The following is a 26,698-nucleotide window of genomic DNA, read 5'->3' as shown; positions in this document are numbered from 1 at the left end:
ATGATGCGGAACCGGTGCGATGGCATTTTGTCTTATCTTTACGCTAGTGAGCGGCCACAGGAGGTCGTTATACTGCGGCACATTTAGTGCCTTGGCCCATGGAGAAATGAGCATGTTGCGTCGTGTTTTGTTCGGTTTGCTTGCTGTAGGCAGTCTGACGCTGGTGGGTTGTGCCCACAGCCCGCAGTCACTCAACCCGCAACCCAAGCTGAACAGCCAGCTGGCGCCGGTCGGCCATGGTCAGCAAGTGGTGGTGCGCGTGGTGGACGGTCGCCAGTCGCAGACCTTGGGCACCCGTGGCGGCCTGTACCCTGAAACCAGCTCTATCACCGTCAATGGCCAGCAACTGGTGCCGCAGTTGCAGGCTCAGGCCGAAGCGGCCGTGCGCCTGCTGGGCTTCACCCCGGTTCAGGGCGGCAACGGCCCGCAGTTGACCATCACCCTGGCTGACCTGAAGTACCAGTCGCCGAAAGAAGGCCTGTACGTGACGGAAGCCAACATCAGCTCGACCTTCCGCGCTGACGTGCAGAACAATGGCCGCAGCTACAGCGGTCGCTATGCCGCCTCGCTGGACCAGCGCTTCGGCATGGCGCCCAACGAAGAGACCAACACCAAGCTGATCGGCGATGTGCTCAGCGATGCGCTGACCCGTCTGTTCCAGGACCAGACCATCGGTCAGATGCTGGGCCAGTAAGCCTCAGGATCGCTACGAAAAAGCCCCGGTATCGCGAGATGCCGGGGCTTTTTGCGTTCTGACGCGGCTTCTCGTAGCAGCACGGCTTGCCGGCGGGGCGTCGTGTCAGTCGATGCATCTATCGCTGACCCACCGCCCCGCCGGCAAGCCGTGCTGCTACGCAGATCGTGGGTGTCAGGCGGCCTGGTAGAAATCCAGAAAGCTGAACCCCGTCTGCAGGTCAACCTCGGGCAGGTCGTGATGCTGGTGCCCGCCCAGCGCGCAATAGACCAGCCAGTGGCGGTCCTGGACGTTGAAAGCCAGGCCATCGATCAAGGCTTGTTGTTCGTCGCTTTCGGCGATGAGGTAGAGGCGATCCTGGTTGCGGGCGTGCAGCATGACGGGCTCCGTGTCGGGTGGGGTGGGGCTACACAGTGACCGGTTCAGGTGACGTTAAGGTGACACGCAGTACCGTTATCGTCAGTTGCAACCGAATCTGCCGCGCCTATTCGCCAGGCGCCTTCGAGGCCCCATGTCTGTCCTCTCGCAATCTCCCGGGATCATCCTCAACCTGTTCGCATTGCTGGCTGCCGGCCCAGGCATCTGGCTGCTGCACACCACCCGCAGCCGGGAGCAACGCGAGACCTCGCACCTGAACAGCCTCACCGAGCAGGCGCCTATCGACGAGCCGATGCACCTGATGGACGTGGCAACGCTGCGCATGATCCGCCAGAGCTACCGCATCGGTGCGGCGTGCCTGGCGTTTGCGCTGGCGTTGTCGTGGGTGAGTACCAAGCTCTGAAGTTCAGCTGCCGCTGAAACCCCGTAGCAGCACGGCTTGCCGGCGGGGGCGGTGGGTCAGCGAATGATGCATTGACTGACACGACGCCCCCGCCGGCAAGCCGTGCTGCTACGGGGTGTTTGGCGCGTGGTTCAGAGAGGCAAGCCGGCCTTGACCCGATACTGATTGCGCACCGGTGTCGCATATTGCAGCACCAGGTAAGGCCGGTGTTCGGCCGGGCAACCTTCCAGGCGGCGCTGCCATTCTTCCCTGGCGCGCTCCAGTTCATCTGCCGGGAACACCTGGGCAGCACTTGGCACGTTCAGTTCAGGGTCGGCGTCGACCCATTGTGCGTAGGCCAGGTAATGCACCGGGAACAGGCGATAGCCGCCCAGGATCTGCTTGTCCATTTCCACCGCCAGTTGCTTGGTGTCTTCGAACAGCCCGGTGACCGGCGGGGCGAAGTTGACGTGCACCCGGCCTTTATAGCCGGTGATGCCCAGCGCGATGCTGACGTCATCCTCGCCCGGCGCCTTGGTGTAGCTGCCGGTGGTGGCACGGATGTACAGCTCGCGGGCCTTGGCGTGGTCGCATGGGTCATATTCGTAGCTGATCGACACCGGCGTCAGGTTCAGCGACTGGATGACTTCGCCGAACGGCTCGTCCTTGCGGCTCATGTGGAACATCTTGAGGATCGCCGATTCGGTGCGATCATCGCCATCCTTGGCGCGTCCTTCGGCCTGGGCGATCCAGATCGAGGCGCAGTCATTGCGGATGGAGTGGTTGATGTAGGCCGACAGCAACTGATAAGCCGCCATCTTTTCCCGGCGTCCGGCGATGGAGCGATGCACGATGAAGCTCTTGTTCAGGCGCATCAGGTCGCTGACGAAGGGTTTTTGCAGCAGGTTGTCGCCAATGGCGATGCGTGGCGTGGGCAGGCCCGCGTGGTACACCGCGTAGTTGACGAACGCCGGGTCCATCACGATGTCGCGGTGGTTGGCCAGAAACAGATAGGCCACGCCCGACTTGAACTGCTCGACGCCGGTGTAGGTCACACCATCGGTGGCACGTTCGATTGTGTGATCGACGTAATGCTCGACCTTGTCCTGCAAGGCCGCGACCGACTCGATACCGGCAAACTGACGGCGCAGCTTGCGCGCGATGGCCGGCTGCAGCACCCAGCCCAGGGAATTGGCCAGGCGCGGAAAGCGGAAATGCGTGAGGATCGACAGGAACGCCTTGTCACCCAGCAGCCGGTCGAGAACGGCTTTTACTTCGGTGTCGTCGTACGGTCGGATGGCATCGAATTCGCCCATCATGCTCTCTTTCAGGAAACGGCTAGGGTAAAGGTAGGTCAGGCTCAGATGCTGAGATAGTGGCCGGACCGCAAACAAGTCGGCGATTATACGCAAAACTGCGCCCGGAGACTGTGATGCAGGAAATACAGGACTATGACTGCCCTTATTGCGGCGAGCCGGTCGAAGCAGTGCTGGATCTTTCAGGCGGCGACCAGACCTACATCGAAGATTGTCCGGTCTGTTGCCGGCCCATCATTTTCAGCCTGCACACGGACGGGGAAGACTGGACACTGGACGTGCGTAGCGAGAATGAATGATGCGCAAGATCTATGAGCCGGAAAACATGATGGAAGGCGAGTTGCTGCAGTCGATGCTGGCCAGCGAAGGCATCAAGTCGCATATCACCGGCCGCCACCTGCTCGGCGGAATCGGCGAATTGCCAGTGTTCGGTTTGCTGGGTCTTGCGGTGGACGATGAGCAGGCCGAACGGGCGCGGCAGTTGATCACTGAGTACAATGGCGCCTTCGTGCTGCCCGGTGAGGAACCTGACAGCTATCCCGATGTGTTGTTGTGCTGAAACCGGTACGGCGTCGCTTCATCCGCTTACAAGACGAGTTGGCCCCAACCCATGTGTGGACGTTATGCCCTGTTTCGCTGGACGCCAGCCTTTGCCGCCTTGCCCGGTTTCCCCGCAGGCCAGCAGGCGCAATGGAACATTTCTCCGGCCGATTCGGTGCTGATGATTCGGGCAGGCGAGGAGGGAGGTCGGGAAGTGGCCCAGGCCCGCTGGGGGCTGACGCCGCCCTGGCTCACTGACATGTCCCGCACCCCGGCCCATGCCCGGGCTGAAACCCTGGCCGAGCAACCGATGTTTCGGCAGGCGTTCCGCGAACGCCGCTGCCTGCTGCCGGCAAACGGCTTCTATGAATGGCGCGGTACGGTGCGCAAGCGTCCGTTCTGGCTGACGCCGGGGGAGGGTTCGTCGCTGTACTTCGCGGCGATCTGGGAGGCGTATCCGGTTGAGGGCCACACCTATCTGAGTGTGGCGGTGGTCACCCAGCCTGCGATGAACCAGCGCCGGCCGCTGATTCTCGACGAGGAAGGCCAGGCCCAGTGGCTGGACCCGAACAGCTCGCTGATCACCCTGCAATCACTGCTCGCCGTCCCGCAGGCACCGCTGCGCGAGCGGCCATTGGCCAATCTAGTGAACGATCCCAAGCTCAATGCGCCGGAGTGCCTGACGCCGCTTTAAGGCTCACGGAGAGCGATTGTAGGAGCGCGCTTGCCCGCGACCGCGGTGTGCCGGTGACAAATATGTCGTCTGACACAGCGCCGTCGCGGGCAAGCGCGCTCCTACAGTTTTTGGCAAGCCTGTCCCATCAAACCCTGAACTGATTGATCAACCGGCGCTGCTGCTCCGCCAGCTTGGTCAGTTCCGCGCTGGCCTGGCTTGATTCATCCGCGCCGCCGGCCACTTCGTTGGCGACCTGGCCGATATTGATCACGTTGCGGTTGATGTCGTCGGCCACTGCACTCTGTTCCTCGGCAGCGCTGGCAATCTGGGTGTTCATGTCGTTGATGACCGACACCGCCCTGGTAATGCTTTCCAGCGCCTGGGCGGCCTCGGCAGCGTGGCCCACGCTTTCGTCGGTCTTGGTCTGGCTGTCTTCCATGACCTTGACCACCTGCCGCGTGCCGGTTTGCAGTTGCTGGATCATGCTCTGGATTTCTTCGGTCGCCTGCTGGGTCTTCTGCGCCAGGTTGCGAACCTCGTCCGCCACCACCGCAAAGCCGCGACCCTGTTCGCCCGCACGGGCCGCCTCGATGGCTGCGTTCAGGGCCAGCAGGTTGGTCTGCTCGGCGATGCCACGGATGGCCGTCAGGATCGCGTTGATGTTCTCGCTGTCCTTGGCCAGGGTCTGGACCACGCCCACCGCACGGCCGATTTCCACCGCCAGTTCGCTGATGGAGTTCGAGGTATTGTGCACGATGCGCATGCCCTGGTTGGCCGCGTCGTCAGCATGGTTGGCAGCTTGCGCGGCCTGGGTCGCATTGCGCGCCACGTCCTGGGCGGTGGCGGTCATTTCGTGAACGGCGGTGGCCACCAGATCGATCTCGGCCATCTGCTTGTGCACGCCCTTGTTGGTGCGGATGGCGATGTCGGCGGTGTGTTCCGAGGAATCGCTGACCTTCTGTACCGAGGTCACCACCTGGGTAATCATCGCCTGCAGCTTGCCCAGGAAGGTATTGAAGCCGCTGGCGATGGCCCCCAGTTCGTCTGCACGGTCGCTGGTCAGGCGGCGAGTCAGGTCACCTTCGCCCTTGGCGATATCGTCGAGCATGGCAACCATCTGCTTGAGCGGACGGGCGATGCCACGGCCCACGAGCCAGACGATCAGCAGGCCGAGCGCGGCGATCCCCAGGCCTACTACGGTCATGCCGAAGATGTCGGTGTCGCGCTGGTGCGCCAGGTCTTTCTGCAGTTTCTGCAGGTCAGCCATGACCGCATCGACCGGCATGCGGATCATCAGGGTCCAGCGGGCGTCGGTGTTGCCGATGCCGAACGGCAGGTACAGCTCGATGTGGCCGTGCTCCTTGTCGATGTCGTAACGCACTTCGCCTTTGGTGAGGGTATTGAGGTTGGCGACTTCGTTGGCGTCCAGAATCTCGCTGGCCTTCTCGCCCAGCTTGCTGGTGTCCTTGGTGTAGGCCACCAGCCGGCCGTTGGTGGCGATCAGGGCCAGGTCGCCTGCGCTGTTGTAGAGCTTCTTGTCGGCGTTCTCCAGCATGTCCTGGATGAAGTTCACCGACAGGTCGGCGCCGACGATGCCCTGGAACTTGCCATCGACCATGATCGGCTCGATGAAGGAAGACAGCATGACCATCTTGTCACCGACCTTGTACGGCGCCGGGTCGATCACGCAGGGCTTGCGGGTTTCACGGGAGCACAGGTAGTACTCGCTGGAGCGGATGCCGGTGGACAGGACCTTCTGGTCTTCAAGGCTTGCGAGTTTTTCCAGGTTGAAGGTGCCATCCGGTTTGCGATACCACCAGGCCATGAAGCGGCCGTCCTTGGGGTCGACGCCGGTAATCGGCGCTTCGGCGTAGGCTGCGTCATTGTGATCCAGTGCGTTGGGTTCCCAGCCAATGTAGGAGCCCAGAATCTTCGGGTTGCGCACCACGGTTTCGTGCAGCACGTTGAGCAGTTGCTCGCGGGTGACTTTGAGTAGCGGCTCGCCCTTGGCGTCTTTCATCCCGATGACGGTGTTTGTGGTGGCAAGGCCGGCGGCCGTCTGCAGCGGCGCTTCGAGTTCACGCTGGATCTCGCTGGCCTGGGTGCGGGCGATGGCGGTCAGGCGTTCCTGGATGGCCTGTTCGAATTGCTCAGAGGTGCGGTGCTCTACCAGTTCCTGGGTGCGGGCGCCGGAAAACAACGAATAAATCACGAGGGCCGCAACGACGCTGAGGACGATGGCACCTGCCAGCGCGGCAACCGAAAACTGGATCGACTTGAACTTCATAGGGGCTCCGGACGTGGAATTACGCCTGAATGGGCTATCGCCCCGGCGGTGTTTTCCATGAGCCGCAATCCGACGAAATGGCCGTTTTCGATCGCTATTGGTCGTTATTGGATATGTGGCCCGAATGCCCGGATTCATTGGGCTTCGGCCGTCCAGAAAGAGAGACGGGCAGTGTTTCAATCCTGTTACGTTAGCGGCAGATTCTGATGTCTGTTTATATGGCAATCCGCTGCCATCTGGCACATGAGTGCCGTACCGCCTAGGATGGGCGCCATGTTTCCACGGAGATACAAAATGCGTCAGACCTTTGCTCTATGTGCGCTGAGTGCCGCGCTGCTGGTTGCAGGCTGCCAGTCCGTCAATACCACCAGCGGAGATTCGGTGGGCGTCGAGCGCAAGCAGTACATGTTCAGCATGCTGTCGACCGACCAGGTCAACCAGATGTATGCCCAGTCCTATCAACAGACGGTCAGCGAAGCCACCACCAAAGGCGTGCTCGACAACAGCAGTGCCGAGGCCAAGCGCGTGCAGAACGTTGCCAAGCGCCTGATCGCCCAGGCGCCGAAGCTGCGGCCTGATGCTGCCCAGTGGCAATGGGAAGTGAACCTGATCAAGAGCGACGAGCTGAACGCCAACTGCGGCCCGGGCGGCAAGATCATCGTTTACAGCGGGCTGATCGACACGCTCAAGCTGAGCGATGACGAACTGGCCGCGGTCATGGGGCATGAAATCGCCCACGCCTTGCGTGAGCACGGTCGCGAGGCGATGTCCAAGGCATACGGTGTGCAGATGGCCAAGCAGGGCGCCGGGGCATTGCTGGGCCTGGGCCAGGACAGCCTGGCGCTGGCCGACACGGTGGTCAACTACAGCCTGACGTTGCCCAACAGCCGGGCCAATGAGAATGAAGCTGACCTGATCGGTCTGGAGCTGTCGGCGCGTGCCGGCTACAACCCCAATGCCGCGATCACTCTGTGGCAGAAGATGCAGGCCCAGGCCGGCGCTTCGCAGCCTGAGTTCATGAGCACTCACCCGGCTTCGACCAACCGGATCGCTTCGCTGCAGGCGGCGATTCCTAAGGTGATGCCGCTTTACGAGCAAGCGCCGAAGTCCTGATGACACTCGTTGGGTGATGATCGTTCCCACGCTCTGCGTGGGAACGCCTCCCCGGACGCTCTGCGTCGATGGTGACGCAGGGCGTCACAGGCAGCATTCCCACGCAGAGCGTGGGAACGATCAGCGCAGGCATACGTGTGGGGTATGTTAAACCCAGCCACTCACCTGCATCGCCTTGTACACCGCGACGATCGCCAGGATGAAGAACGCACCCGCAGCCAGGCGGCGAATCAGGGTCAGGGGCAGTTTTTCTGCCGCGAAGTTACCCGCCAGCACCACCGGAACGTTGGCCAGCAACATCCCCAGCGTTGTGCCCAGGATCACCAGCCACAGATAGGAATACTGCGCGGCCAGCATCACGGTCGCGATCTGTGTCTTGTCACCGATTTCAGCGAGGAAGAACGCAATCAGCGTGGTCAGAAACGGGCCGAACTTGCGGCCGGTGTTGGCTTCATCGTCATCCATCTTGTCCGGCACCAGCGTCCAGAGCGCCGTGGCGGTAAAGCTTGCGGCCAGGATCCAGTGCAGCATGGCGTCGGAGAAGAAACTGCCGAACCAGGCACCGACGGCACCGGCTGCGGCGTGGTTGGCCAGCGTGGCCGCGACAATACCGGCAATGATCGGCCAGGGCTTGCGAAAGCGGGCTGCGAGGATAAGCGCGAGGAGTTGGGTCTTGTCACCGATTTCTGCCAGTGCGACGACGGCGGTGGGGACCAACAGGGATTCCAGCATCAGGATTTTCCTAAGGGGCGGGTCGACACGGCTATGACACGTACAGCCTCCCCGCCCCGGGTCAGGATGTTCGTGTCATAGGTCTTGTCAAACCGCCGATCCGTCTGTGCGGATCTGGGGTCGCACGCACCATGGTCTGAGGACCAAGTATGTTGATGCGCGCCATACGAGCAAGGGGCTCGCGGGAGACTACTCCCCTAGGACGGTGCGGATTCTGCCTACAGCTTTTGCATTCGGCAAGCGCTAATTTTCACCCACGTTTTGCACGGTAAATCCGGAAACCCTGTCCTTCTGCCAGGACGGCACATACGCCAAGATGTTGCTCGATGATCGGCTGGTAGCGCAGGAAGCTGTTGGCGACCAGACGGATTTCGCCGCCTTTTTTCAGATGATCACGGGCTTTTCGCAGCAGGGTTTCTGTTGCGGCGTAGTCGGTGTGAACGCCGGTATGGAAGGGCGGATTGGTCAGAATCGAATCAAGGTGTTTCGGCGCTGCGTCGATTCCGTCACCGGTAATGACCTCGCCTTCGAGGCCATTGGCGGCCAGGGTGAGGCGGCTGCTGGCAGTGGCGAAGGCATCCACGTCGAGCAGGGTCACTTGCATGCCTGGATTGCGGCGTTTGACCGCAGCGCCGAGCACACCAGCGCCACAACCGAAGTCCAGCAGGTGCCCGGTGGGCAGGTTGGCGATGTTCTCAAGCAACAGCGCCGAGCCGCGATCAAGGCGGCCGTGGCTGAACACGCCCGGCAGGCTGACGATTTTCAGTGGCTCGCCGTTCACATCGATTTCAAAGTGTTTGGCCAGGCTGTCCAGTTCGACTGCCTGTGAAGGGTTTTCCACGGTGACTTGCCAGAGCTGGCAGTGGCGGGCGCTGTCGAGTTTGCGGGCGCGGCCCAGGGGGCTCAGTTGGCGGGCAGCGGCTTCGATCCCGCCGCGTTTCTCGCCCACCAGGAACAATTCCTTGCCGGCCAGGCGGGAGGCGAGGGCGTTGATCAGGTAGTCGCTGAGGTCCCGCGCCTTGGGGAGGAACAGCACGGCGGCATCGAATGCTTCAGCAGGCGGTTCGGTGCCAAAGTGGGTGCGCGCGCCGAAGCGCGCGTCCAGCGCGGCGAAATCGCCGGCGTGCCAGCTCCAGCCCCGGGCATTGGGCAAGGTGCCGAGCAGATCGTCGGCAGGCAAGCCGGTCAGCAGCAAAGAGCCCTGAAACAGTTCGGCCTGACGGAGTAACACTTCACTGCGCGGGTCCATCTTCGGCTCCTGCAAAAAACCGCAGAGTTTAACAGGTGCGAGAGGCCCTGCGCGTGACGTGAAAAGGGTTGGGAACGCACCGACGCCATCGTCCGGATGCGGCCCAGACCAAGCTCACTCCTACAGGTTCGCACGTTCCCTGTAGGAGTGAGCTTGCTCGCGATTTTTTCAGGCTGCGCGGTGTTAGCTGACTACGCGGATGGGCTGGCCGGCATAGAACGCCCGGGCGTTCTCGTTCACCTGGCCGACGATGCGCTGCCGGGCTTCCTGGCTGCCCCAGGCGCTGTGCGGGGTGATGATCAGGCGCGGGATGTCCCCTGACAGAAGCGGGTTGCCGTTGACCGGTGGCTCGACGGTCAGCACGTCCGTCGCAGCGCCGCCCAGGTGACCATTACGCAGCGCATCGGCCAGCGCCTGCTCGTTGATCAGTCCGCCGCGAGCGGTGTTGACGATGAATGCCTTGGGCTTGAACAGGCTCAATTCATGGGCGCCGATCATGTCGCGGGTGTGTTCGTTGAGCGGGCAGTGCAGGGTCAAGGCATCGACCTGCGGCAGCAATTCGTGCAGCGGCACGCGATCCGGGCGGGCAGGGCGGCCTGGAATCTGGCCCAGCAACACGCGCATGCCAAAGGCTTCGGCCAGTTTCGCCACCGCGCCGCCCAGCTCGCCATGACCCAGCAAGCCAAGGGTCTTGCCTTCCAGTTCGACGATGGGGAAATCCAGCAGGCAGAACTGTTTCGATTTCTGCCATTGGCCCTGGTGAATGGCTTGTTGATAGTCCGGCAGGCGGGTCGCCATCGCCAGCAGCAACATCAGCGTGTGTTGGGCCACGGACGGCGTGCCGTAGCCCTGGCAATTGCTCACCACCACGCTATGTTTGCGCGCAGCATCAAGGTCAACGTTGTTGACTCCGGTGGCGGTGACCAGTACCAGCTTCAAGTCCGGACAGGCAGCGAATGCGGCGGCATCGATCAGGATCTTATTGGAAATGGCCACTTGCGCGCCTTGCAGGCGCTCGATCACCTGATCCTGTGTCGTGCTGCTGTGCAGAACCAGTTCGCTGAAGGTTTCACGCCAGGGGGCGAGGTCCAGATCGCCGAGGTCCAGAGAGGTGTGATCCAGGAAAACTGCTCTGCTTTGACTCGACATCAGCTGTACCTTTTGCTCGAAGGATGGGAGGCGTAAGGTAACGAACATATCAGAGCCTGTCGTTCGCCAACATATCTGGAGCACCCGATGTACTGGACGGAATTCCTCACCGTTGCGCTGATTCACCTGCTCGCCGTCGCAAGCCCGGGTCCGGACTTCGCGGTGGTGGTGCGTGAAAGCGTGACCCATGGCCGCAAGGCCGGCACCTACACCGCCATGGGCGTGGGCACCGCGATTTTCCTGCACGTCGGCTATTCGCTGCTGGGCATCGGGCTGATCGTTTCGCAGTCGATCGTGCTGTTCAACGCCTTGAAATGGGCGGCGGCTGCCTACCTGTTGTACATCGGCTTCAAGGCCCTGCGCGCCAAACCTGCCGGCGCGTCCGATGCTCCGGTGGACATCGCCAAGGGCGAGCGCACCGCCAAGGGCGCCTATGTCGCAGGCTTCGTCACCAACGGCCTGAACCCCAAGGCGACGCTGTTTTTCCTGTCGTTGTTCACTGTCGTGATCAACCCGCACACGCCGCTGCTGGTGCAGGCTGGTTACGGCGTTTACCTGGCCCTGGCGACCGGCATCTGGTTCTGCCTGGTGGCGCGTCTGTTCAGCCAGCCGCGCGTACGCGCAGGCTTCGCCCGCATGGGCCACTGGTTCGACCGCGCCATGGGCGGCGTGCTGGTGGCGCTGGGGATCAAGCTGGCGTTTACGCAGGCGAATTGATTTGAATTAGCACCCCGTAGCAGCACGGCTTGCCGGCGGGGGCGTCGTGTCAGACACGCATCTGGCACTGACCCACCGCTCCCGCCGGCAAGCCGTGCTGCTACGAGACAGGCGCGAACTCTGTGTTCAGCGCTTCAACTCTTTCAACTGCTTCAACGCCCCCAGATACTCCCGGGGGCTTTCCCCCAGCAGCCGGCTGAACATCGCACTGAACGCCCGGGCGCTGCCGTAGCCCAGGTCGTTCGCCACCCGCTGCACACTCTCGCCGTCCAGTAACCGTGGCAGCGCCTCCATCAGCCGCACCTGCTGGCGCCAACTGTTGAAACTCAGCCCCAGTTCCTGACTGAACAACCTCGTCAGGGTGCGCGAGCTGGCGCCGACGTCCTGCGCCCAGTCCTCCAGCGTGTTGCCGTGATCCGGCTTCTGCAGCAGCGCCATGCAGATGTTCTGCAAGCGCCGGTCCCGGGGCATGGGAATGTGCAGCGGCAGGTTCTCCAGGGTCGCGACTTCTTCGAGCATCAGCCGCTGGATCAAGGGATTGGCCGCGTGCTCATCACTCTGGGTAGCGCGCACGATCAACTCACGCAGCAAGGGCGTCACCGCCAGCACGCAGCAGTGATTCAGACCCGGCGGGCAATGCTCGGCGGCGACGAACAGCGAGCGCATCAGCACTTCTCCGGACATGAAGATTTCATGCTCGACCCTCGGCGGAATCCACACCGCACGGCTGGGCGGGATCACCCACGCGCCACTGTCGGTAATCAGCCGCATCACACCGCTGACGGCATACAACAGCTGCGCCTCTGCATGCAGGTGCCGGGGCTGGTGGGCGCCGTCGGGATAGTCCCTGGGGTGAGCGGTGACAGGGCTGTGGCTGAGCAGGCTGATCAACATGGCGGATTCGATGACTTATGTGTCCCAAATGCGATTTGTCGCCAACTTAGCATGATCTTCCACAATCACTGCAAGCCCAGGATGCGCTGCCATGAGTCAGACCCGAGCCGCCAACTCACCCCAACGGGTGATCCATTTCATCAACGCCGCCCACGTCATCGATCACATGTTCATGCTGATCTTTCCCGCCGCCGTGCTGGGCATGACCCACGCCTTCGCGCTGGATTACGCGCAACTGATCGGTCTGTCGCTGGGCGGTTTCATCGCTTTTGGTGCCTGTTCGCTACCGGCGGGCTGGCTGGGTGATCGCTGGAGCCGTCGGCACATGATGCTGGTGTTTTTCTTCGGCATCGGCGCGGCGTCGATTCTCACCGGGCTGAGTACCAGCACAACGATGCTGGCCATCGGCATGACTCTGGTCGGTGTCTTCGCCGCCATTTATCACCCTGTCGGTACGGCCATGCTGGTGGCCTATGCGCAGAATCGTGGGCGCGAGATTGGCGTGAATGGCATGTGGGGCAACCTGGGCGTGGCCTTTTCGGCATTGCTGACCGGCTTTCTGGTGGCGCAGTTCGGCTGGCGCTCGGCCTTTATCCTGCCTGGCGCGGTGGCCATGGTGATCGGGTTGCTGTTCGCCTGGCAGGTCAAGGACGAACCGATTCCCGCGCGCCCCCACGCCGCGCCCAAGGGCAGCTCGGGCCAGCGTATTTCCATGACCATGGTCTTTACCGTGCTGGCCATCGCCACGGCCACCGGCGGCGTGGTGTTCAACGCCACCACCATGACCTACCCGAAATTGTTTCAGGATCGCCTGCATGAGCTGTTCGCCTCGCCGCAGACCCTGGGCCTGGTCATCAGCCTGGCTTACGCCTTCGGCGCCGTTGCGCAACTGACCATCGGCCGTTTTCTCGACCGCTTCAGCCTCAAGTGGCCGTTCGTGATCCTGACCGTTGCCCAGGCGCCGTTTCTGTTCGCGATGGCTTACGTCGATAGCTGGCCGGTGATCGTGCTGGGCGCAGGCTTCATGTTCGTGGTGTTCGGCCAGGTCACGGTCAACGATGCGATGGTGGCCAACTTCGTGGCCCCGCAGTGGCAATCCCGGGTGTTCGCACTGCGTTACTTCCTGTCGTTCGGCGCCAGTGCCACGGCGATTCCGCTGATTGCCTTTGTCGAGCCGCGTCAGGGCCTGGCCGGGCTGTATGTGATCCTGGCCGGGTTCGCCGCGCTTACCTTCGCTGCAGCGCTCATTTTCCCGCGCACCCCCGCGCAAAGCCCCGTGGCAAAGCTCGTGTAGGGCCGTTTTGCCCTTTCAAATGGCGCAATGCCTGCATGGTCGCTCGTCACCCGAATCATCCCTTTGGCTGATTTGGCTGGCGAGCGAAGGCTCTAGAGTGCATATTTTCGGCTCCGCCAATGCATCTTGAAAAGGGATTCCTATGCTGCAGACACGCGTGATTCCGCCAGCTGATGGCGCGTACCAGTATCCTCTGTTGATCAAACGCTTGCTGATGTCGGGCAGCCGCTATGAAAAAACGCGGGAAATCGTCTACCGGGACCAATCACGCTATTCGTATCTGACGCTCAACGAGCGGATCTGCAGACTTGCGAATGTGCTGACCGAGGCGGGAGTGAAAGCGGGCGATACGGTGGCCGTCATGGACTGGGACAGCCATCGCTATCTGGAATGCATGTTTGCCATTCCCATGATCGGCGCAGTGATCCACACCATCAACGTGCGCCTGTCTCCCGAGCAGATCCTGTTCACCATGAATCACGCCGAAGACACCTTCGTGCTGGTCAACAGCGAGTTCGTGCCGCTGTACAACTGCTTCGCCGACAAGCTCACGACCGTCGAGAAGACGCTGCTCCTGACCGACACCCCCGACAAGACCGCCGACCTGCCGAACCTGGTGGGGGAGTACGAAACCCTGCTGGCGGCCGCAAGCCCGACCTATCACTTCGAAGACTTCGACGAGAACTCGGTCGCGACCACCTTCTACACCACCGGCACCACGGGCAATCCCAAGGGCGTGTACTTCACCCATCGCCAGCTCGTGCTGCACACCATGGCCGTGGCGACGATCATGGGCAGCGTCGAGGGGCTGCTGGGCACCGACAAGGTCTACATGCCGATCACTCCGATGTTCCACGTCCACGCCTGGGGCGTCCCGTACGCCGCGACCATGCTGGGGGTGAAACAGGTCTATCCCGGCCGTTACGATCCTGAACTGCTGGTGCAGCTGTGGCGCGACGAGAAAGTCAGTTTCTCCCACTGCGTGCCAACCATCATGCAAATGGTGCTCAACGCCAAGTCGGCCAAGGACGTCGATTTCACCGGCTGGAACATCATCATCGGCGGCAGCTCGCTCAATCGCTCGCTCTATGAGGCGGCCAAGGCCAAGGGCATCCAGCTGACCGCGGCCTACGGCATGTCCGAAACCGGGCCGCTGGTCTCGGTGGCGCATTTGAACGACGAGTTGATGGCGGGCAGCGAAGACGAACGCACCACCTACCGCATCAAGGCTGGTGCGCCGGGGGTGCTGGTCGAGGCGGAAATCGTCGACGGCGAAGGCAACTTCCTGCCCCACGACGGCGAAACCCAGGGCGAACTGGTGCTGCGTGCGCCATGGCTGACCGAGGGTTACTACCGCGAGCCGCAGAAGGGCGCCGAACTCTGGGCCGGGGGCTGGCTGCACACCGGCGACGTCGCGACGCTCGACAGCATGGGCGGCATCGATATCCGCGACCGCATCAAGGACGTGATCAAGACCGGCGGGGAGTGGGTGTCGTCACTGGAGCTGGAAGACCTGTGCAGCCGTCATCCCGGCGTGCGCGAAGTGGCGGTGGTCGGGATCGCCGATCCGCAGTGGGGCGAGCGGCCTTTCGCGCTGCTGGTCGCGCGGGAAGGGCATGCTATCGACGCCAAGGCCCTGAAGGAGCACCTCAAGCCTTTCGTGGAACAGGGGCACATTAACAAGTGGGCGATTCCGAGCCAGATCGCCCTTGTTACCGAAATTCCCAAGACCAGCGTCGGCAAGCTCGACAAGAAGCGCATCCGCCTGGACATCCTCGAATGGCAGAGCACTAACAGCGCTTTCCTCTCCACCCTCTGACCTCTTGCACTTCACGCCCATTGCCACGATTTCGCTCGTGGCAATGTGTCGTGAACGTGTCTGGCTTGCGTCTTCCTTGCCATATTTCGAAATTCAGCCATCCTCCCTGTGCCGCACCCGTCGGCACGTCGAAATCGGCGTGCCAGACGCTCTGACGCTCAAATCACACTTTAGAGGGATCAAGCGCTAGCGCACGCTCGTTATAGTCGGCTTCAGGTCTGAACCGGAGAAAAACGCCACGTCGTTTCGCAGCTTCACATGGGCTGCCCGACACGCGTTGCCACTCAGCCACTGCGGATCGGTGAGCCTGGGTCGTTTCTGGAAGCACCCACTGCCATAAAAATAAAGCACATGGAGTAGCGTCGATGACATCTGCAAACCAGTTCTGGCGCCGGGCGAAACTGCCTCTGGCCGTCAGCCTCGCTTCAACGCTCGCCGGTCCTGCATTCGGCGTCAGTTTCAACATCGGGGAAATCGAAGGCAATTTCGACTCGTCGCTCTCCATCGGCGCCAGCTGGTCGACCGCCAAGCCCAACAAGGACTTGATCGGTGTCAACAACGGCGGCCGGGGCCTGTCCCAGACTTCCGACGACGGTCACCTGAACTTCAAGCGTGGGGAGACCTTCTCCAAGATCTTCAAGGGCGTGCACGACCTCGAGCTGAAATACGGTGACACCGGCGTGTTCATGCGCGGTAAATACTGGTACGACTTCGAACTCAAGGATGAAAATCGCGAGTTCAAGGACATCAGCGATTCGGGCCGCAAGGAGGGCGCCAAGTCGTCCGGCTTCGAACTGCTCGACGCATTCGTCTACCACAACTATTCCATTGCCGATGAGCCGGGTTCCGTGCGTTTCGGCAAGCAGGTGGTGAGCTGGGGTGAAAGTACCTTCATCGGCGGCGGCATCAACTCGATCAACCCCATCGACGTCTCCGCGTTTCGTCGTCCCGGCTCGGAAATCAAGGAAGGCCTGATTCCGGTCAACATGTTCTACCTGTCCCAGAGCCTGACCGAGAACCTGTCGGCCGAAGCCTTCTACCAGCTCGAATGGGACCAGACCGTTGTCGACAACTGCGGCACCTTCTTCTCCCAGCCTGACGTGATCGCCGACGGTTGCAGCAACAACCTGCGCGTGCTGAACAAGCGCTCGACCATTCCCGCTGCCGCCTTGCCAACCCTCACCGCGCTTGGCGTCGACGTGAACCAGGAAGGCGTGCTGGTGCGCCGTGGTCCGGACCGCGATGCCCGGGACAGCGGCCAGTTCGGCGTGGCGATGCACTACAACTTCGAACCGCTGGATACCGAATTCGGCGCGTACTTCATGAATTACCACAGCCGCAACCCGATCTTCAGTGCCCAGGGTGCTGCCGCTTCGGCGTACACCCGCCCACTGGGGCCGCTGGCTGCGCTGCGCCCGCTGATCGTGGCGGGCAGCTCCAACTACTTCGTCGAGTACCCGGAAGACATCCGCCTGTACGGCCTGAGCTTCTCCACCACCTTGCCTACCGGTACGGCCTGGAGCGGTGAACTGAGCTACCGTCCGAACGCGCCTGTGCAATTGAGCACCACCGACATCCTGTTTGCCGGTGTGACGCCGATCCCGGGCTTTGCCAACGCCTCTGTGCTGACCGGTACTCCGGGGCAGGACCTGCATGGTTACAACCGTAAGGAAGTTACCCAGTTCCAGACCACCTTCACCCACTTCTTCGACCAGATCATGGGCGCCAGCCGCCTGACCACCGTCGCTGAAGTCGGCGTGACCCACGTCGGTGGCCTGGAAAGCAAATCCGATGCGCGCTACGGCCGTGACCCGGTCTTCGGCCCTGGTTCGCTGCCCGGCAACTTCTGCAACGTGCTGAACAACTCGACCGCACAAGGCGGTGGCCTGCCAAATGCCGCCGGCCTGAACACCAACTGCAGCAACGATGGCTACACCACCGCGACCTCCTGGGGTTATCGCGCCCGTGCCATCTGGGACTACAACAACGTGTTCGCCGGGGTGAACCTCAAGCCGAGCGTGGCCTGGTCCCATGACGTCAAGGGTTACTCGCCAGGTCCTGGCGGCAACTTCGAGGAAGGTCGCAAGGCGGTCAGCCTGGGCGTGGAAGCGGAGTACCAGAACACCTACACCGCCAACCTTTCCTACACCAACTTCTTCGGCGGCGATTTCAGCACCGTGGATGACCGCGACTTCGTGGCCCTCAGCTTCGGCGTGAACTTCTAAGGACGATTTATGAACATGAAAATCACCAAGAGTCTGTTGCCTGTCGCCATGCTGGGCCTGTCATTGCTGGCCACCAGCGTGATGGCGGCAGTTTCTCCGGACGAGGCCGCCAAGCTGGGCACTACCCTGACCCCGATGGGCGCGGAAAAAGCCGGTAACGCCGACAATTCGATCCCGGCCTGGAGCCCGATGCCGACCAACGCCGGCGCGGTCGATGACAAGGGCTTCCTGGCCAACCCGTACGCCAACGAGAAACCGCTGTTCACCATCACCGCGCAGAACGTGGAGCAGTACAAGAACAAGCTGGCGCCCGGCCAATACGCGATGTTCAAGCGTTACCCGGACAGCTTCAAGATGCCGGTCTACCCCTCGCACCGTGGCGCCACTGTGCCGGCCGATGTGTTCGCCGCCATCAAGAAAAACGCCACCAACACCAAGCTGGTCGCTGGCGGCAACGGTCTGGAAAACTTCGAAACCGCAGTGCCGTTCCCGATTCCCAAGGACGGCCTTGAGGTGATCTGGAACCACATCACCCGCTACCGTGGCGGCAGCGTGTCGCGCCTGGTGACCCAGGCCACGCCGCAGACCAACGGTTCGTTCAACCCGGTGTATTTCCACGATGAGTTCGTGTTCCGCGACAAGATGAAGGATTTCGATCCGAAGAACCCGGGCAACATCCTGTTCTACTTCAAGCAGGAAGTGACCGCGCCAGCGCGTCTGGCCGGTTCCGTGCTGCTGGTTCACGAAACCCTCGACCAGGTCAAAGAGCCGCGCGCGGCATGGGTCTACAACGCCGGGCAACGTCGCGTACGTCGCGCACCGCAAGTGTCCTACGACGGCCCGGGTACCGCAGCCGACGGCCTGCGCACCTCCGACAACCTGGACATGTTCAACGGCGCGCCGGATCGCTATGACTGGAAACTGATCGGCAAACAGGAAATGTACATCGCCTCCGACAGCTACAAGCTCGACGATCCGAAGCTCAAGTACGCCGACATCATCAAGGCCGGCCACATCAACCAGGACCTGGCGCGCTATGAGCTGCGTCGCGTCTGGCACGTGACCGCGACCCTGAAGGACGGCCAGCGCCACATCTACGCCAAGCGTGACTTCTTCATCGACGAAGACACCTGGCAGGCAGCGGTGATCGATCACTACGATGGTCGTGGCCAACTGTGGCGCGTGGCCGAGGCGCATGCCGAGAACTACTACGACAAGCAAGTGCCGTGGTACGCCTTGGAAGCGCTGTATGACCTGCAATCGGGCCGCTACCTGGCGCTGGGCATGAAGAACGAAGAGAAGAAGGCCTACGACTTCGGCTTCACGGCTTCCATCAGTGACTTCCAGCCCAACGCCCTGCGCCAGGAAGGGGTGCGTTGATCTGAGCTGAATTGGCGCAGAGCTGCCTTGTTGATCACAGCTGCAAAGCACCGTTGTCCTGCGCCGCCTTACCCTATGGTTGAACCCCATAGCAGCAAGAAGAAAACGCCCCGATTCGTCGCGGTGTTTTTTATTGTGTATGGGCTGGCTTGTCGCTGAATTTGGCTTCTGTAGGAGCGCGCTTGCCCGCGACCGCGGTGTGTCAGGTTCGCACCAACACCAGAAAGAACGCCATCGCGGGCAAGCGCGCTCCTACGGAATCGGTGTTCGAAAACATATAAAGCAACATTCGCACTGTTGATTGGATATGTTTTCTTACAGACTTTCGTCGAACTTTCTTCAAAACTCCAGGCATAGCCGCTAGTCTCCGGATCATCTGAACGCCGAATAACAAGCATCTCAACAAGAGCCGGCCATGACTGATCTGTCGCGTTTGCAGGGATTCGCAAATCACGCAGTCACTGCGTTGGAAGGACGTTTCTTCCGCCCACCCTTGCCCGAAGGCTATGTGCCCCGACCCCGGCTGTGCCAGCGCTTGAGCGCCGGTCTGTCCGGTCGCCTGTTGCTGGTCAGCGCGCCGGCCGGGTTCGGCAAGAGCTCGCTGGCGGTGGAGTTCTGTCAGAGCCTGCCCAGTCAGTGGCAAAGCCTTTGGCTGGGCCTGAGCCAGCGCGACAGCGATCCGGGGCGGTTTCTGGAACGGCTGCTTTGCGGCCTTCAGCAGTTTTTCCCGCAGTTGGGCAATCAGGCGCTGGGCCTGTTGAAGATGCGTCAGCGGCACCAGCCTTTCGCCTTCGAAGAATGGCTCGACGGCCTGCTGGACGAGCTGGCGATGCACCTGATGCTGAGCAAGCCGCTGTTACTGGTGCTCGACGACTATCACCTGGTGCAGGGCCCCGTGCTGGATCGCTGCCTTCAATTCCTGCTCAATCACTTGCCGGCCGGCATGATCGTCATGGTCACCAGCCGCCAGCGGCCTGACTGGCATCTGGCGCGGCTGCGTCTTTCCCGGCAGTTGCTCGAGCTTTCCGAGCAGGATCTGCGCCTGACCCACGACGAATCACTGGCGGTCCTTGAGCAGCACAGCAGTTCACTGACCGAGGAAGCGTTGCACACACTGCTGCAACGCAGCGAGGGGTGGGTCGCGGGTTTGCGCTTCTGGCAACTGGCAGCCACTGAAGCCGGCAGCGATGCCTTGAATCACGGGTTCAACGGCGGAGAGGGGCTGATTCGGGAGTATCTGCTCGAAGAAGTCATCGATTGCCTGCCTGCCGATGTGCAGGCCTTCCTTTATGAAACGGCCTGTCTCGAAAAATTCTGCGCAGCCCTGTGCAATGCCGCCCGGGATACCCACGACAGCAGCGAAATGCTCGCTTTCCTGCAAGCGCATCAGGTTTTTCTGGTGCCGCTGGACGAAACCGGGCGCTGGTTTCGCTATCACCATCTGTTTTCCGACCTGCTGCGCGCCCGCGCTGGCAGTAACGTCGCGCCGCAGCAACGGCGCCTGCATCTGAATGCCTGCCGCTGGTTCAGCGAACAGGGGCTGCTGGACGAAGCCATCGAACAGGCCCTGCGCGCGGGCCATCTGGATGTGGCGGCCAATCTGGTACAAAACCTCTCTGAGGAGCAATTGCTCGCCGAGCAGAACGTCGGAATGCTGCTGCGCTGGAAGATGGACCTGCCCGACAGCCTGCTGGTCAGCACGCCGCGTCTGATCGTGCTGTACGCCTGGGCGCTGGGGCTGGCCTGCCAGTTGGATGCCGCCGAGGAACTGGGCAATCAACTGAGCCGCTTTCTACCGGCGCCTTCGGCCACCGCGCAGAAATCCATGCTGGCCCAGTGGCTGGCGCTCAGTGGCATCATTGCCCGCGGGCGCGGCGACAGCGAAACGGCCCATCGCTATTGCAGCGAGGCGCTGGCGAGCCTTCCGCAGAAACGTTACGGGCAGCGGCTGATGTGCCTGTCGACGCTGGCCAATCTGGCGATTGCCGAGGGCGACCTGTGGCGCGCCCGGGCACGCAATCGCGAAGCACTCGAATTGGCCCAACGGGTGGCCAATCCGCTATTCGAAGCGCTGGCGCATTACGATCGTGCGCGCACCTTGCAGGCTCGCGGCGAGGCGTTGCGCGCCTTGGAGGAAGTGCGCCAGGGCCTCAAGCGATTGAACGGGCTGTCTTCCCAGCGCCTGTATGCCGTGCGTGCGCGTTTGACGCTGTACGAAGGCTACCTGCTCGCCCAGTGCCTGCAACCGGTGGCCGGACGCGAGCGCCTTGCCGCAGGCCTTGCCGAAGCCCGCGCCTGTCGTGACATCAGCGTGCTGATCGGGCACTGCGTGATCGCCGGGCTGGAAGGCCGGGAAGGGCGCTTTGCCGAGGCCTTCGCGGAGCTGGCCGAAGCCGAACGCCTGATGCACATCTGGGACGTGCCGCCAGTGTATTACCTGGCGATGATTACCCTGGCCAAATGCGAACTGTGGCTGACCCAGGGCCGCATCGACCTGGCCGACGCCTGGCTGCTGCGCCTGGGCCAGACCTACGGTGGCGAGCATCCTGCCGCAGCGCCCGAATGCCTGCCGCAGATGCCGCAGCACATCGAACTGCTGCGCGCCATGCTCGACCGGATCCAGGGCCGCACGGAACAATCAGCCCTGCGCCTGACACAGCTGCGAGACGACGCCTTGAAAACCGGCGCAGGTGTGCTCGCGCTGCATGCGTCGAGCCAGCACATCCTGCTGGCGCTGGACGCATCCGACCGCGCCCTCGCACAAAAACTGCTGGAACCTGCGCTACAGGCCGCCACCGGCGGAGCCATTCTGCCGCTGCTCGGTGTAATCCGCCTACACCCCGACTGGCTCCGCGAGCAACTGCTCAAGCGCCCTGCGTGCCGACTGGTCAGCTACCTGCTCGACCAGCTTCCCCCAGGCACCGACAAAGACCTGCCCTGCGCGCGTGATCCCTCTGAACAGATCGCCTGCGCCGGCACCGACGCCCTGAGCGCACGGGAGCTGGGCGTGTTGCAACTCATCGCCCAGGGCTGCTCGAATCAGGAAATCAGCGACCGGCTGTTCATCTCCCTGCACACCGTCAAAACCCACGCCAGCCATATCAACAGCAAGCTTGGGGTCGAACGTCGGACCCAGGCGGTGGCGCGGGCGCAGGAGTTGGGGTTGTTGGGGTGAGATAAATCGGTATTAAAGTGCCGATTTTTTGAACATACGCGCTTTGGTCGGCATTAAATTGCCTTTTTATGAGTACGCTATTTGAACGACGAACTACGCCAGCGCGGCATCATCCTGGATGAGTTGCGCACGCAACTGGCGGAGGGAACGATCAGCATCGGAGCCGCCGTCAAGCGGCTGCGCAGCGAGATCACCGGATTACGTCAGGAGCAGTTTGCCGATATGTGCAAGATTTCGTTGCGCACCCTGCGGCAGATCGAGCAGGACGAAGGCAATCCCACCATCAATACGCTTAACGCGGTCTTCAAGCCGTTCGGGATGCGGGTAGGCATCGTTCCTACGCGGCGCTGATTTGCAATTGCCCTGGCAGGCAGCGCCTCACCCAGGCGCGCCTGCCCACAGGGTCTCCACATCCCTGACGCCCCAATCCTGGGCCAGTTCGTATTTGACGATCATGTCCTGCCCCAGCGAGAGGTTGATGACCTCATGGGGGACGGAAAGGCCGGTTCGTGTCGACATGAAGACTTTCACTTTCGGATGCAGCAGCGATTTCTCGCCTTGCTCAAGCACGACCCCGAGCCGCTCGCTCCTGAGACGTACCAGGGCGCCGATCGGGTAGATCCCCACGGTTTTGACGAAGTGCTGAAATATCTGCTCATCGAAATGCCCTTTCCATGAGGCCATCTCGCGAATCGATTGCGCGCCGTCCCAACCCTTTTTATAGGGCCGTTCCGAGGTGACGGCGTCGTACACGTCGCAGATCGCACCCATCCTGGCGAACAGGCTGATGTCATCGCCCTTCAGACCGTGCGGATAACCCGTGCCGTCGATTTTCTCGTGGTGATGCAGGCAGACGTCCATGACCGCTTGAGTCACCTGCTCGGTGCTCCGAAGAATCTCGAATCCGGCCTGGGGATGAATCTTCATGGCCTCGTATTCATCCAGCGTCAGGCTGCCCGGCTTGTTGAGGATGTCCTGGGGGATCGTCATCTTGCCGACATCGTGCATCAGCCCTGCAACCCCTGCCTCGCGCACCTGTTCTTCGCTCAGGTTCATCTGCCGGGCGAGGGCGACCATCAGCGCGCAGACCGCCACTGAATGCATGTAGGTGTATTCGTCGGAGGTCTTCAGGCGCGACAGGCTGATCAGCGCGTGGGGGTGGCGCATGATCGAGGTCGAGATTTCTTCGACCAATAAATCGACGTCCTCGGTGTTCATCGAGCGCCCCATGCGCGCATCGCTGAACATGGTCATGACCGCCGCTTTGGCCCGCCCGCATATCAGCCTGGCGCGGGCCAGTTCCTTGTCCATGGAGGCAGGCGCGGTGTCGGTCTCGCGGATGAGGGGCGCAGCGATGCGTTCACAGGGCGTCGAGCCATCGGGACTCCTGCCGCGTCCTATGTCGATCCAGACTTCGCGGGTCGAGGCCTGGATACGACGCAACACCGCTTCATCGCGAAGTTCGCGTTCGATATGTTCAGTCCAGAAGGGATCGTTGATCCGTGGGCGACAGAACTCATGGATATACATGCCCAGAGTGAGATCGGATACGGCGATTTTTCTCAGCATAAGACAACTCTTTAACGCTCAGGTCCGGGCTTTCCTGCAAGGGCATCGAGTTGTTTGCTTTTCTCTCGAGCGCCAGCCAATCCGATGATTGCGCAGTGCCAGTATACGAGCGGGTCTTTGAAGAAATCATTAAGGAAAAGTGTGGCCCACTCGCAGGGATTTTGCTTTTTGTGTGCAAACAATGAGTTACCGATCACAGACCGGTTATCGAAGAGGTCAGCCACGGAAAAACAGCGCCCGAAGCGGACTGTCAGACCGGTGGTCTATGCCCTTACCGCACAATTGGATCTTTTCATCCAGATGCGGCCAACCGTACTTTCCGCGCTTTCGCCCGCATTGGCGGGGCAGGGGGATGGCATGGGTCTGATGTGGTGGAAAGAGGCCGCTGTGCCTCAGGTGGAATCGGCGTCAACGGGCCGAAGCGGCCCGACGGCAGAACAACTTCAGGCTTCGATTGTTGAGCTGCGTGAGGCGAAAAAAGACGACCTGCGCCAGCGCGACTTCTATCGGGGCCTTTCTGAGAATCTACTTACGTGTGGCAATTCTCTTTCCCACGTCAGCGAGTCCTTTTCCTCCCTCAACCAGCAACTCAAGACCAACCATCAGCGCGCTGATAACGTTGCCCGCTCGGCCATCGACAATCGCGAGCAGATCAGCCACCTGCAGGAGCAGTCGCGGGTGATGGAAGCGGGTGTCGATGCACTGGAAACCGTGATCAACCATCTGGTGGGTCGCGCGGGTGAAATTGACCGAATCGTCGACCTCATCAGCGACATCGCCCGCCAGACCAACCTGCTGGCCCTCAATGCCGCCATCGAGGCGGCGAGAGCCGGTGAGTCAGGCCGTGGCTTCGCCGTGGTTGCAGGAGAAGTCCGTCACCTGGCTGAGAAAACCGCCCAGGCCACACAGGAAATCGTCAAGGAAACCTCGGCCATCCAGCAGGACATCCGGGTCGCCAAACAGGCCATTTCCGAACAGAGCCAGGCATCCGGTGCATTCTCCGTGGTCATCGACAAGACCGCCCAGGCCATGGCCGGCATGTATGACGAAGCCCAGACCATGCAGCGGGAAATCGACCAGTCGCACCTGCTCTCGAAGATCGAACTGGCCAACATGGAAGAACTCACCCTCAAGGTCGCCGTCTACGACCGCCTGCTCAACCCGCGCCCCGAACCTCTTGTCCTGCCCGACGAGACCGAATGCCTGTTCGGCAAGTGGTACTACGAACAGCAAGACCCCAACCAGCAACGCAGCGCCGAATTCCGCCGCCTGGAAATCCCCCACCAACTGGTGCACACCAGCGGCCAGGCCGCCATCGATGCCCATGCACAGGGCGAGCTGGAAAAAACGCTGGAGCATGTCGCGAAGATGGAGGCCGCGAACGTCACGGTGATGCAGGCTGTGAAGGGGTTGTTGAAGGGCAGGTGGGCGTGAGTCAGCTCTGGCTTGAATGATGACGGCTTTCGCGGGAACCTTGTTGCCTGACTTTACTGTGCCCGAGTCCCCATGAAGCCTACCCTTATCCGCGAAACCTTCCCCGTCGGCCCGTTGCAGTGCAACTGCACGATCATCGGCGATCCTGTCACCAAACAGGCCATCGTCGTTGATCCGGGCGGCAATCATGAGTTGATTCTCGCCAGGCTCGAGGCCCATGGGCTCAGGGTCGTGAGCATCATTCACACCCATGCGCACCTGGATCATTTCCTGGCGTCGGGGCAGTTGAAGGAGAAGACCGGCGCGACCTTGCATCTGCATAAAGAGGATCAGTTTCTGTGGGATAACCTCGAAACCCAGTGTCAGGTGTTTCGTGTGCCGTATGTTCCTGTGCCGCCGCCGGATCGCTGGCTGGAGCACGAAGAGGAACTGGCCTGCGGTTGCGGGGTGGCGTTGCACACGCCGGGGCATACGCCGGGGTCGATGAGTTTCTGGTTCGAGGACGCGGGGCTGTTGATTGCCGGGGATACCCTTTTCAAACGCGGCGTGGGGCGGACTGATTTGTGGGGTGGCGATCAGGCGACCATCGTGCGTTCGATCAAGGAGCGGCTGTATACCCTCGATGAGGACGCGACGGTTGTTGCAGGGCACGGCCCTGATACGCGGCTTGGCGATGAGATGCGCGAGAACCCTTTCGTCAGGGCGTGAAACTGTTCAGGTCGGGTTAAGGAATTTTTGACCGCCTCCGTGCTCTAATCGCGCACATGGCCCGGCCTTTGGCCGCTATGCCAAAGAAAAGCAAAACAGGAGCTCTCCTTGATGTTCACTTCCCGCCGTTTGATCATCGCTGCCACCGCACTTGCCATGCTGTCTGGTTGCGCATCGCAGAATCCATATGACAATCAGGGGCAGGCACAGAATTCCGGCGGCATGAGCAAGACCGCCAAATACGGTGGCCTCGGCGCACTGGCCGGTGCTGTCGCCGGCGCCGCCATCGACCACAACAACCGTGGCAAGGGTGCACTGATCGGTGCTGCTGTCGTGGGTGCCGCTTCGGCCGGTTATGGCTACTACGCTGACAAACAGGAAGCCGCACTGCGCGCGAGCATGGCCAACACTGGCGTTCAGGTGCAGCGTGAAGGCGACAACATCAAACTGGTAATGCCAGGCAACATCACCTTTGCCACCGACTCGTCGGCCATTGCCAGCAGCTTCTATTCGCCGCTGAACAACCTTGCCGGTTCGCTCAAGCAGTACAACCAGAACGTGATCGAGATCGTCGGCTACACCGACAGCACCGGCAGCCGCCAGCACAACATGGACCTGTCCCAGCAGCGCGCCCAGAGCGTGGCGACTTACCTCACGTCCCAGGGTGTGGATGCTTCCCACCTGTCGGTACGCGGTGCAGGCCCGGACTCTCCGATTGCCAGCAACGCCGACGTCAATGGCCGTGCGCAGAACCGTCGTGTCGAGGTCAACCTCAAGCCGATTCCTGGCCAGCAGTACCAGCAGCAGTAATCAGCTGCTTGTCACAAGAACCCCGGCCTTTGCCGGGGTTTTTTATTGGGCGGACCTCCGACACCGTAGCAGCACGGCTTGCCGGCGGGGGGGGGGGGTGGGGGGGGGTGGGGGGAAACTATAGACCCCCCCCCCCCGCCAACCCGTGTGATCACGG

The 26,698-nt window shown here is 61.7% G+C and carries 24 protein-coding genes, 2 pseudogenes and 1 riboswitch; of the genes and pseudogenes, 17 read left to right on the top strand and 9 right to left on the bottom strand.

All coding sequences use genetic code 11. From position 1 onward, the window contains the following. Window positions 1-112: 112 nt before the first annotated feature. The gene (locus tag ACIPO9_RS25505; RefSeq protein ID WP_274132690.1) at window positions 113-694 is read left to right on the top strand and encodes a YajG family lipoprotein; all 582 of its coding nucleotides are present in this window, start codon (window positions 113-115) and stop codon (window positions 692-694) included. A 174-nt stretch (window positions 695-868) separates the two neighbouring features. On the opposite strand, the gene ACIPO9_RS25500 is transcribed toward ACIPO9_RS25505, so the two are convergent. Further along, entirely contained in the window at window positions 869-1,072 is a 204-nt protein-coding gene (locus ACIPO9_RS25500) for a hypothetical protein (protein ID WP_274132689.1), read from the bottom strand. Between the two features lie 133 nt (window positions 1,073-1,205). On the opposite strand from ACIPO9_RS25500, the gene ACIPO9_RS25495 reads away from it, so the two are divergent. Then, entirely contained in the window at window positions 1,206-1,475 is a 270-nt protein-coding gene (locus ACIPO9_RS25495; RefSeq protein ID WP_274132688.1) for a hypothetical protein, read from the top strand. Window positions 1,476-1,606: 131 nt separating this feature from the next. Here ACIPO9_RS25495 and ACIPO9_RS25490 read toward each other — a convergent pair whose 3' ends face one another. Continuing rightward, entirely contained in the window at window positions 1,607-2,770 is a 1,164-nt protein-coding gene (locus tag ACIPO9_RS25490; RefSeq protein WP_400784159.1) for a 1-acyl-sn-glycerol-3-phosphate acyltransferase, read from the bottom strand. Window positions 2,771-2,886: 116 nt separating this feature from the next. Here ACIPO9_RS25490 and ACIPO9_RS25485 point away from each other — a divergent pair, with 116 nt between their 5' ends. From ACIPO9_RS25485 to ACIPO9_RS25475, 3 genes are read left to right on the top strand one after another with little or no spacing between them, the layout of a single operon-like run. Then, window positions 2,887-3,069, top strand: a complete 183-nt coding sequence (locus ACIPO9_RS25485) for a CPXCG motif-containing cysteine-rich protein (protein ID WP_274132686.1) — start codon at window positions 2,887-2,889, stop codon at window positions 3,067-3,069. Continuing rightward, window positions 3,069-3,329 carry a DUF2007 domain-containing protein gene (locus ACIPO9_RS25480; protein WP_274132791.1) on the top strand — a complete coding sequence of 87 codons (261 nt, stop codon included), beginning with the start codon at window positions 3,069-3,071 and terminating at the stop codon, window positions 3,327-3,329. Before ACIPO9_RS25485 ends, ACIPO9_RS25480 begins: the two co-directional genes overlap by 1 nt. Before the next feature lie 51 nt (window positions 3,330-3,380). Beyond that, window positions 3,381-4,004: an SOS response-associated peptidase gene (locus tag ACIPO9_RS25475; RefSeq protein WP_400605024.1), complete on the top strand. Its 624-nt coding sequence runs from the start codon at window positions 3,381-3,383 to the stop codon at window positions 4,002-4,004. A 127-nt stretch (window positions 4,005-4,131) separates the two neighbouring features. On the opposite strand, the gene ACIPO9_RS25470 is transcribed toward ACIPO9_RS25475, so the two are convergent. Further along, complete coding sequence (locus tag ACIPO9_RS25470; protein ID WP_400605213.1) at window positions 4,132-4,875, bottom strand: methyl-accepting chemotaxis protein; 744 nt, start codon at window positions 4,873-4,875, stop codon at window positions 4,132-4,134. A gap of 111 nt (window positions 4,876-4,986) precedes the next feature. After that, window positions 4,987-5,190 (bottom strand): annotated as a pseudogene (locus ACIPO9_RS25465) (HAMP domain-containing protein); the annotation flags it as partial. 1,377 nt (window positions 5,191-6,567) lie between these two features. Between ACIPO9_RS25465 and ACIPO9_RS25460 the strand changes: the two are divergent. Further along, the gene (locus ACIPO9_RS25460) at window positions 6,568-7,386 is read left to right on the top strand and encodes a M48 family metallopeptidase (protein WP_274132683.1); all 819 of its coding nucleotides are present in this window, start codon (window positions 6,568-6,570) and stop codon (window positions 7,384-7,386) included. A gap of 147 nt (window positions 7,387-7,533) precedes the next feature. Here the strand turns inward: ACIPO9_RS25460 and ACIPO9_RS25455 are convergent, their stop codons facing one another. The 3 genes from ACIPO9_RS25455 to ACIPO9_RS25445 form a co-directional block, all read right to left on the bottom strand. Then, a complete protein-coding gene (locus ACIPO9_RS25455; protein ID WP_274132682.1) occupies window positions 7,534-8,118 on the bottom strand; it encodes a TMEM165/GDT1 family protein in 585 nt (194 codons plus the stop codon). A gap of 90 nt (window positions 8,119-8,208) precedes the next feature. Further along, window positions 8,209-8,328, bottom strand: a riboswitch (yybP-ykoY riboswitch). 40 nt (window positions 8,329-8,368) lie between these two features. Next, on the bottom strand, window positions 8,369-9,367 hold the full coding sequence (locus tag ACIPO9_RS25450) for a methyltransferase (protein ID WP_400784157.1): 999 nt from the start codon (window positions 9,365-9,367) through the stop codon (window positions 8,369-8,371). A 183-nt stretch (window positions 9,368-9,550) separates the two neighbouring features. Next, entirely contained in the window at window positions 9,551-10,516 is a 966-nt protein-coding gene (locus tag ACIPO9_RS25445) for a 2-hydroxyacid dehydrogenase (RefSeq protein WP_400784155.1), read from the bottom strand. 87 nt (window positions 10,517-10,603) lie between these two features. Here ACIPO9_RS25445 and ACIPO9_RS25440 point away from each other — a divergent pair, with 87 nt between their 5' ends. Then, entirely contained in the window at window positions 10,604-11,233 is a 630-nt protein-coding gene (locus tag ACIPO9_RS25440; RefSeq protein WP_274132679.1) for a LysE family translocator, read from the top strand. A gap of 126 nt (window positions 11,234-11,359) precedes the next feature. On the opposite strand, the gene ACIPO9_RS25435 is transcribed toward ACIPO9_RS25440, so the two are convergent. Next, entirely contained in the window at window positions 11,360-12,127 is a 768-nt protein-coding gene (locus ACIPO9_RS25435) for an AraC family transcriptional regulator (RefSeq protein ID WP_400784154.1), read from the bottom strand. A 91-nt stretch (window positions 12,128-12,218) separates the two neighbouring features. On the opposite strand from ACIPO9_RS25435, the gene ACIPO9_RS25430 reads away from it, so the two are divergent. From ACIPO9_RS25430 to ACIPO9_RS25405, 6 genes are all read left to right on the top strand, one after another. Then, window positions 12,219-13,421: an MFS transporter gene (locus ACIPO9_RS25430; RefSeq protein ID WP_400784152.1), complete on the top strand. Its 1,203-nt coding sequence runs from the start codon at window positions 12,219-12,221 to the stop codon at window positions 13,419-13,421. A gap of 142 nt (window positions 13,422-13,563) precedes the next feature. Further along, entirely contained in the window at window positions 13,564-15,240 is a 1,677-nt protein-coding gene (locus tag ACIPO9_RS25425; protein ID WP_400784150.1) for a fatty acid--CoA ligase, read from the top strand. 365 nt (window positions 15,241-15,605) lie between these two features. Then, window positions 15,606-17,465 carry a DUF1302 domain-containing protein gene (locus tag ACIPO9_RS25420; protein ID WP_274132675.1) on the top strand — a complete coding sequence of 620 codons (1,860 nt, stop codon included), beginning with the start codon at window positions 15,606-15,608 and terminating at the stop codon, window positions 17,463-17,465. Between the two features lie 15 nt (window positions 17,466-17,480). Continuing rightward, a complete protein-coding gene (locus tag ACIPO9_RS25415) occupies window positions 17,481-18,845 on the top strand; it encodes a DUF1329 domain-containing protein (protein WP_400605211.1) in 1,365 nt (454 codons plus the stop codon). 415 nt (window positions 18,846-19,260) lie between these two features. Next, complete coding sequence (locus tag ACIPO9_RS25410) at window positions 19,261-22,020, top strand: LuxR C-terminal-related transcriptional regulator (RefSeq protein WP_400784149.1); 2,760 nt, start codon at window positions 19,261-19,263, stop codon at window positions 22,018-22,020. A gap of 81 nt (window positions 22,021-22,101) precedes the next feature. Further along, the gene (locus ACIPO9_RS25405) at window positions 22,102-22,371 is read left to right on the top strand and encodes a helix-turn-helix domain-containing protein (RefSeq protein WP_400784148.1); all 270 of its coding nucleotides are present in this window, start codon (window positions 22,102-22,104) and stop codon (window positions 22,369-22,371) included. A gap of 27 nt (window positions 22,372-22,398) precedes the next feature. Here the strand turns inward: ACIPO9_RS25405 and ACIPO9_RS25400 are convergent, their stop codons facing one another. Further along, window positions 22,399-23,589, bottom strand: coding sequence for an HD-GYP domain-containing protein (locus ACIPO9_RS25400; RefSeq protein WP_400784147.1), 1,191 nt, complete (start codon window positions 23,587-23,589; stop codon window positions 22,399-22,401). 84 nt (window positions 23,590-23,673) lie between these two features. Between ACIPO9_RS25400 and ACIPO9_RS25395 the strand changes: the two are divergent. The 4 genes and pseudogenes from ACIPO9_RS25395 to ACIPO9_RS25380 all read left to right on the top strand — a co-directional run. Next, window positions 23,674-24,609: pseudogene (locus ACIPO9_RS25395) on the top strand (methyl-accepting chemotaxis protein); the annotation flags it as partial. 9 nt (window positions 24,610-24,618) lie between these two features. Then, the gene (locus tag ACIPO9_RS25390) at window positions 24,619-25,023 is read left to right on the top strand and encodes a CZB domain-containing protein (protein WP_400784211.1); all 405 of its coding nucleotides are present in this window, start codon (window positions 24,619-24,621) and stop codon (window positions 25,021-25,023) included. A 72-nt stretch (window positions 25,024-25,095) separates the two neighbouring features. Next, a complete protein-coding gene (locus ACIPO9_RS25385) occupies window positions 25,096-25,731 on the top strand; it encodes an MBL fold metallo-hydrolase (protein ID WP_400784145.1) in 636 nt (211 codons plus the stop codon). Between the two features lie 111 nt (window positions 25,732-25,842). Next, window positions 25,843-26,541: an OmpA family protein gene (locus ACIPO9_RS25380; RefSeq protein ID WP_274132661.1), complete on the top strand. Its 699-nt coding sequence runs from the start codon at window positions 25,843-25,845 to the stop codon at window positions 26,539-26,541. Window positions 26,542-26,698 lie beyond the last annotated feature (157 nt).

This window comes from Pseudomonas sp. NPDC090203, assembly GCF_044746765.1.
GTDB classification, from domain to species: domain Bacteria; phylum Pseudomonadota; class Gammaproteobacteria; order Pseudomonadales; family Pseudomonadaceae; genus Aquipseudomonas; species Aquipseudomonas putida_AD.
The sequence above is the reverse complement of the archived record's forward strand: the minus strand, read 5'-3'. Positions and strand labels throughout refer to the sequence as shown.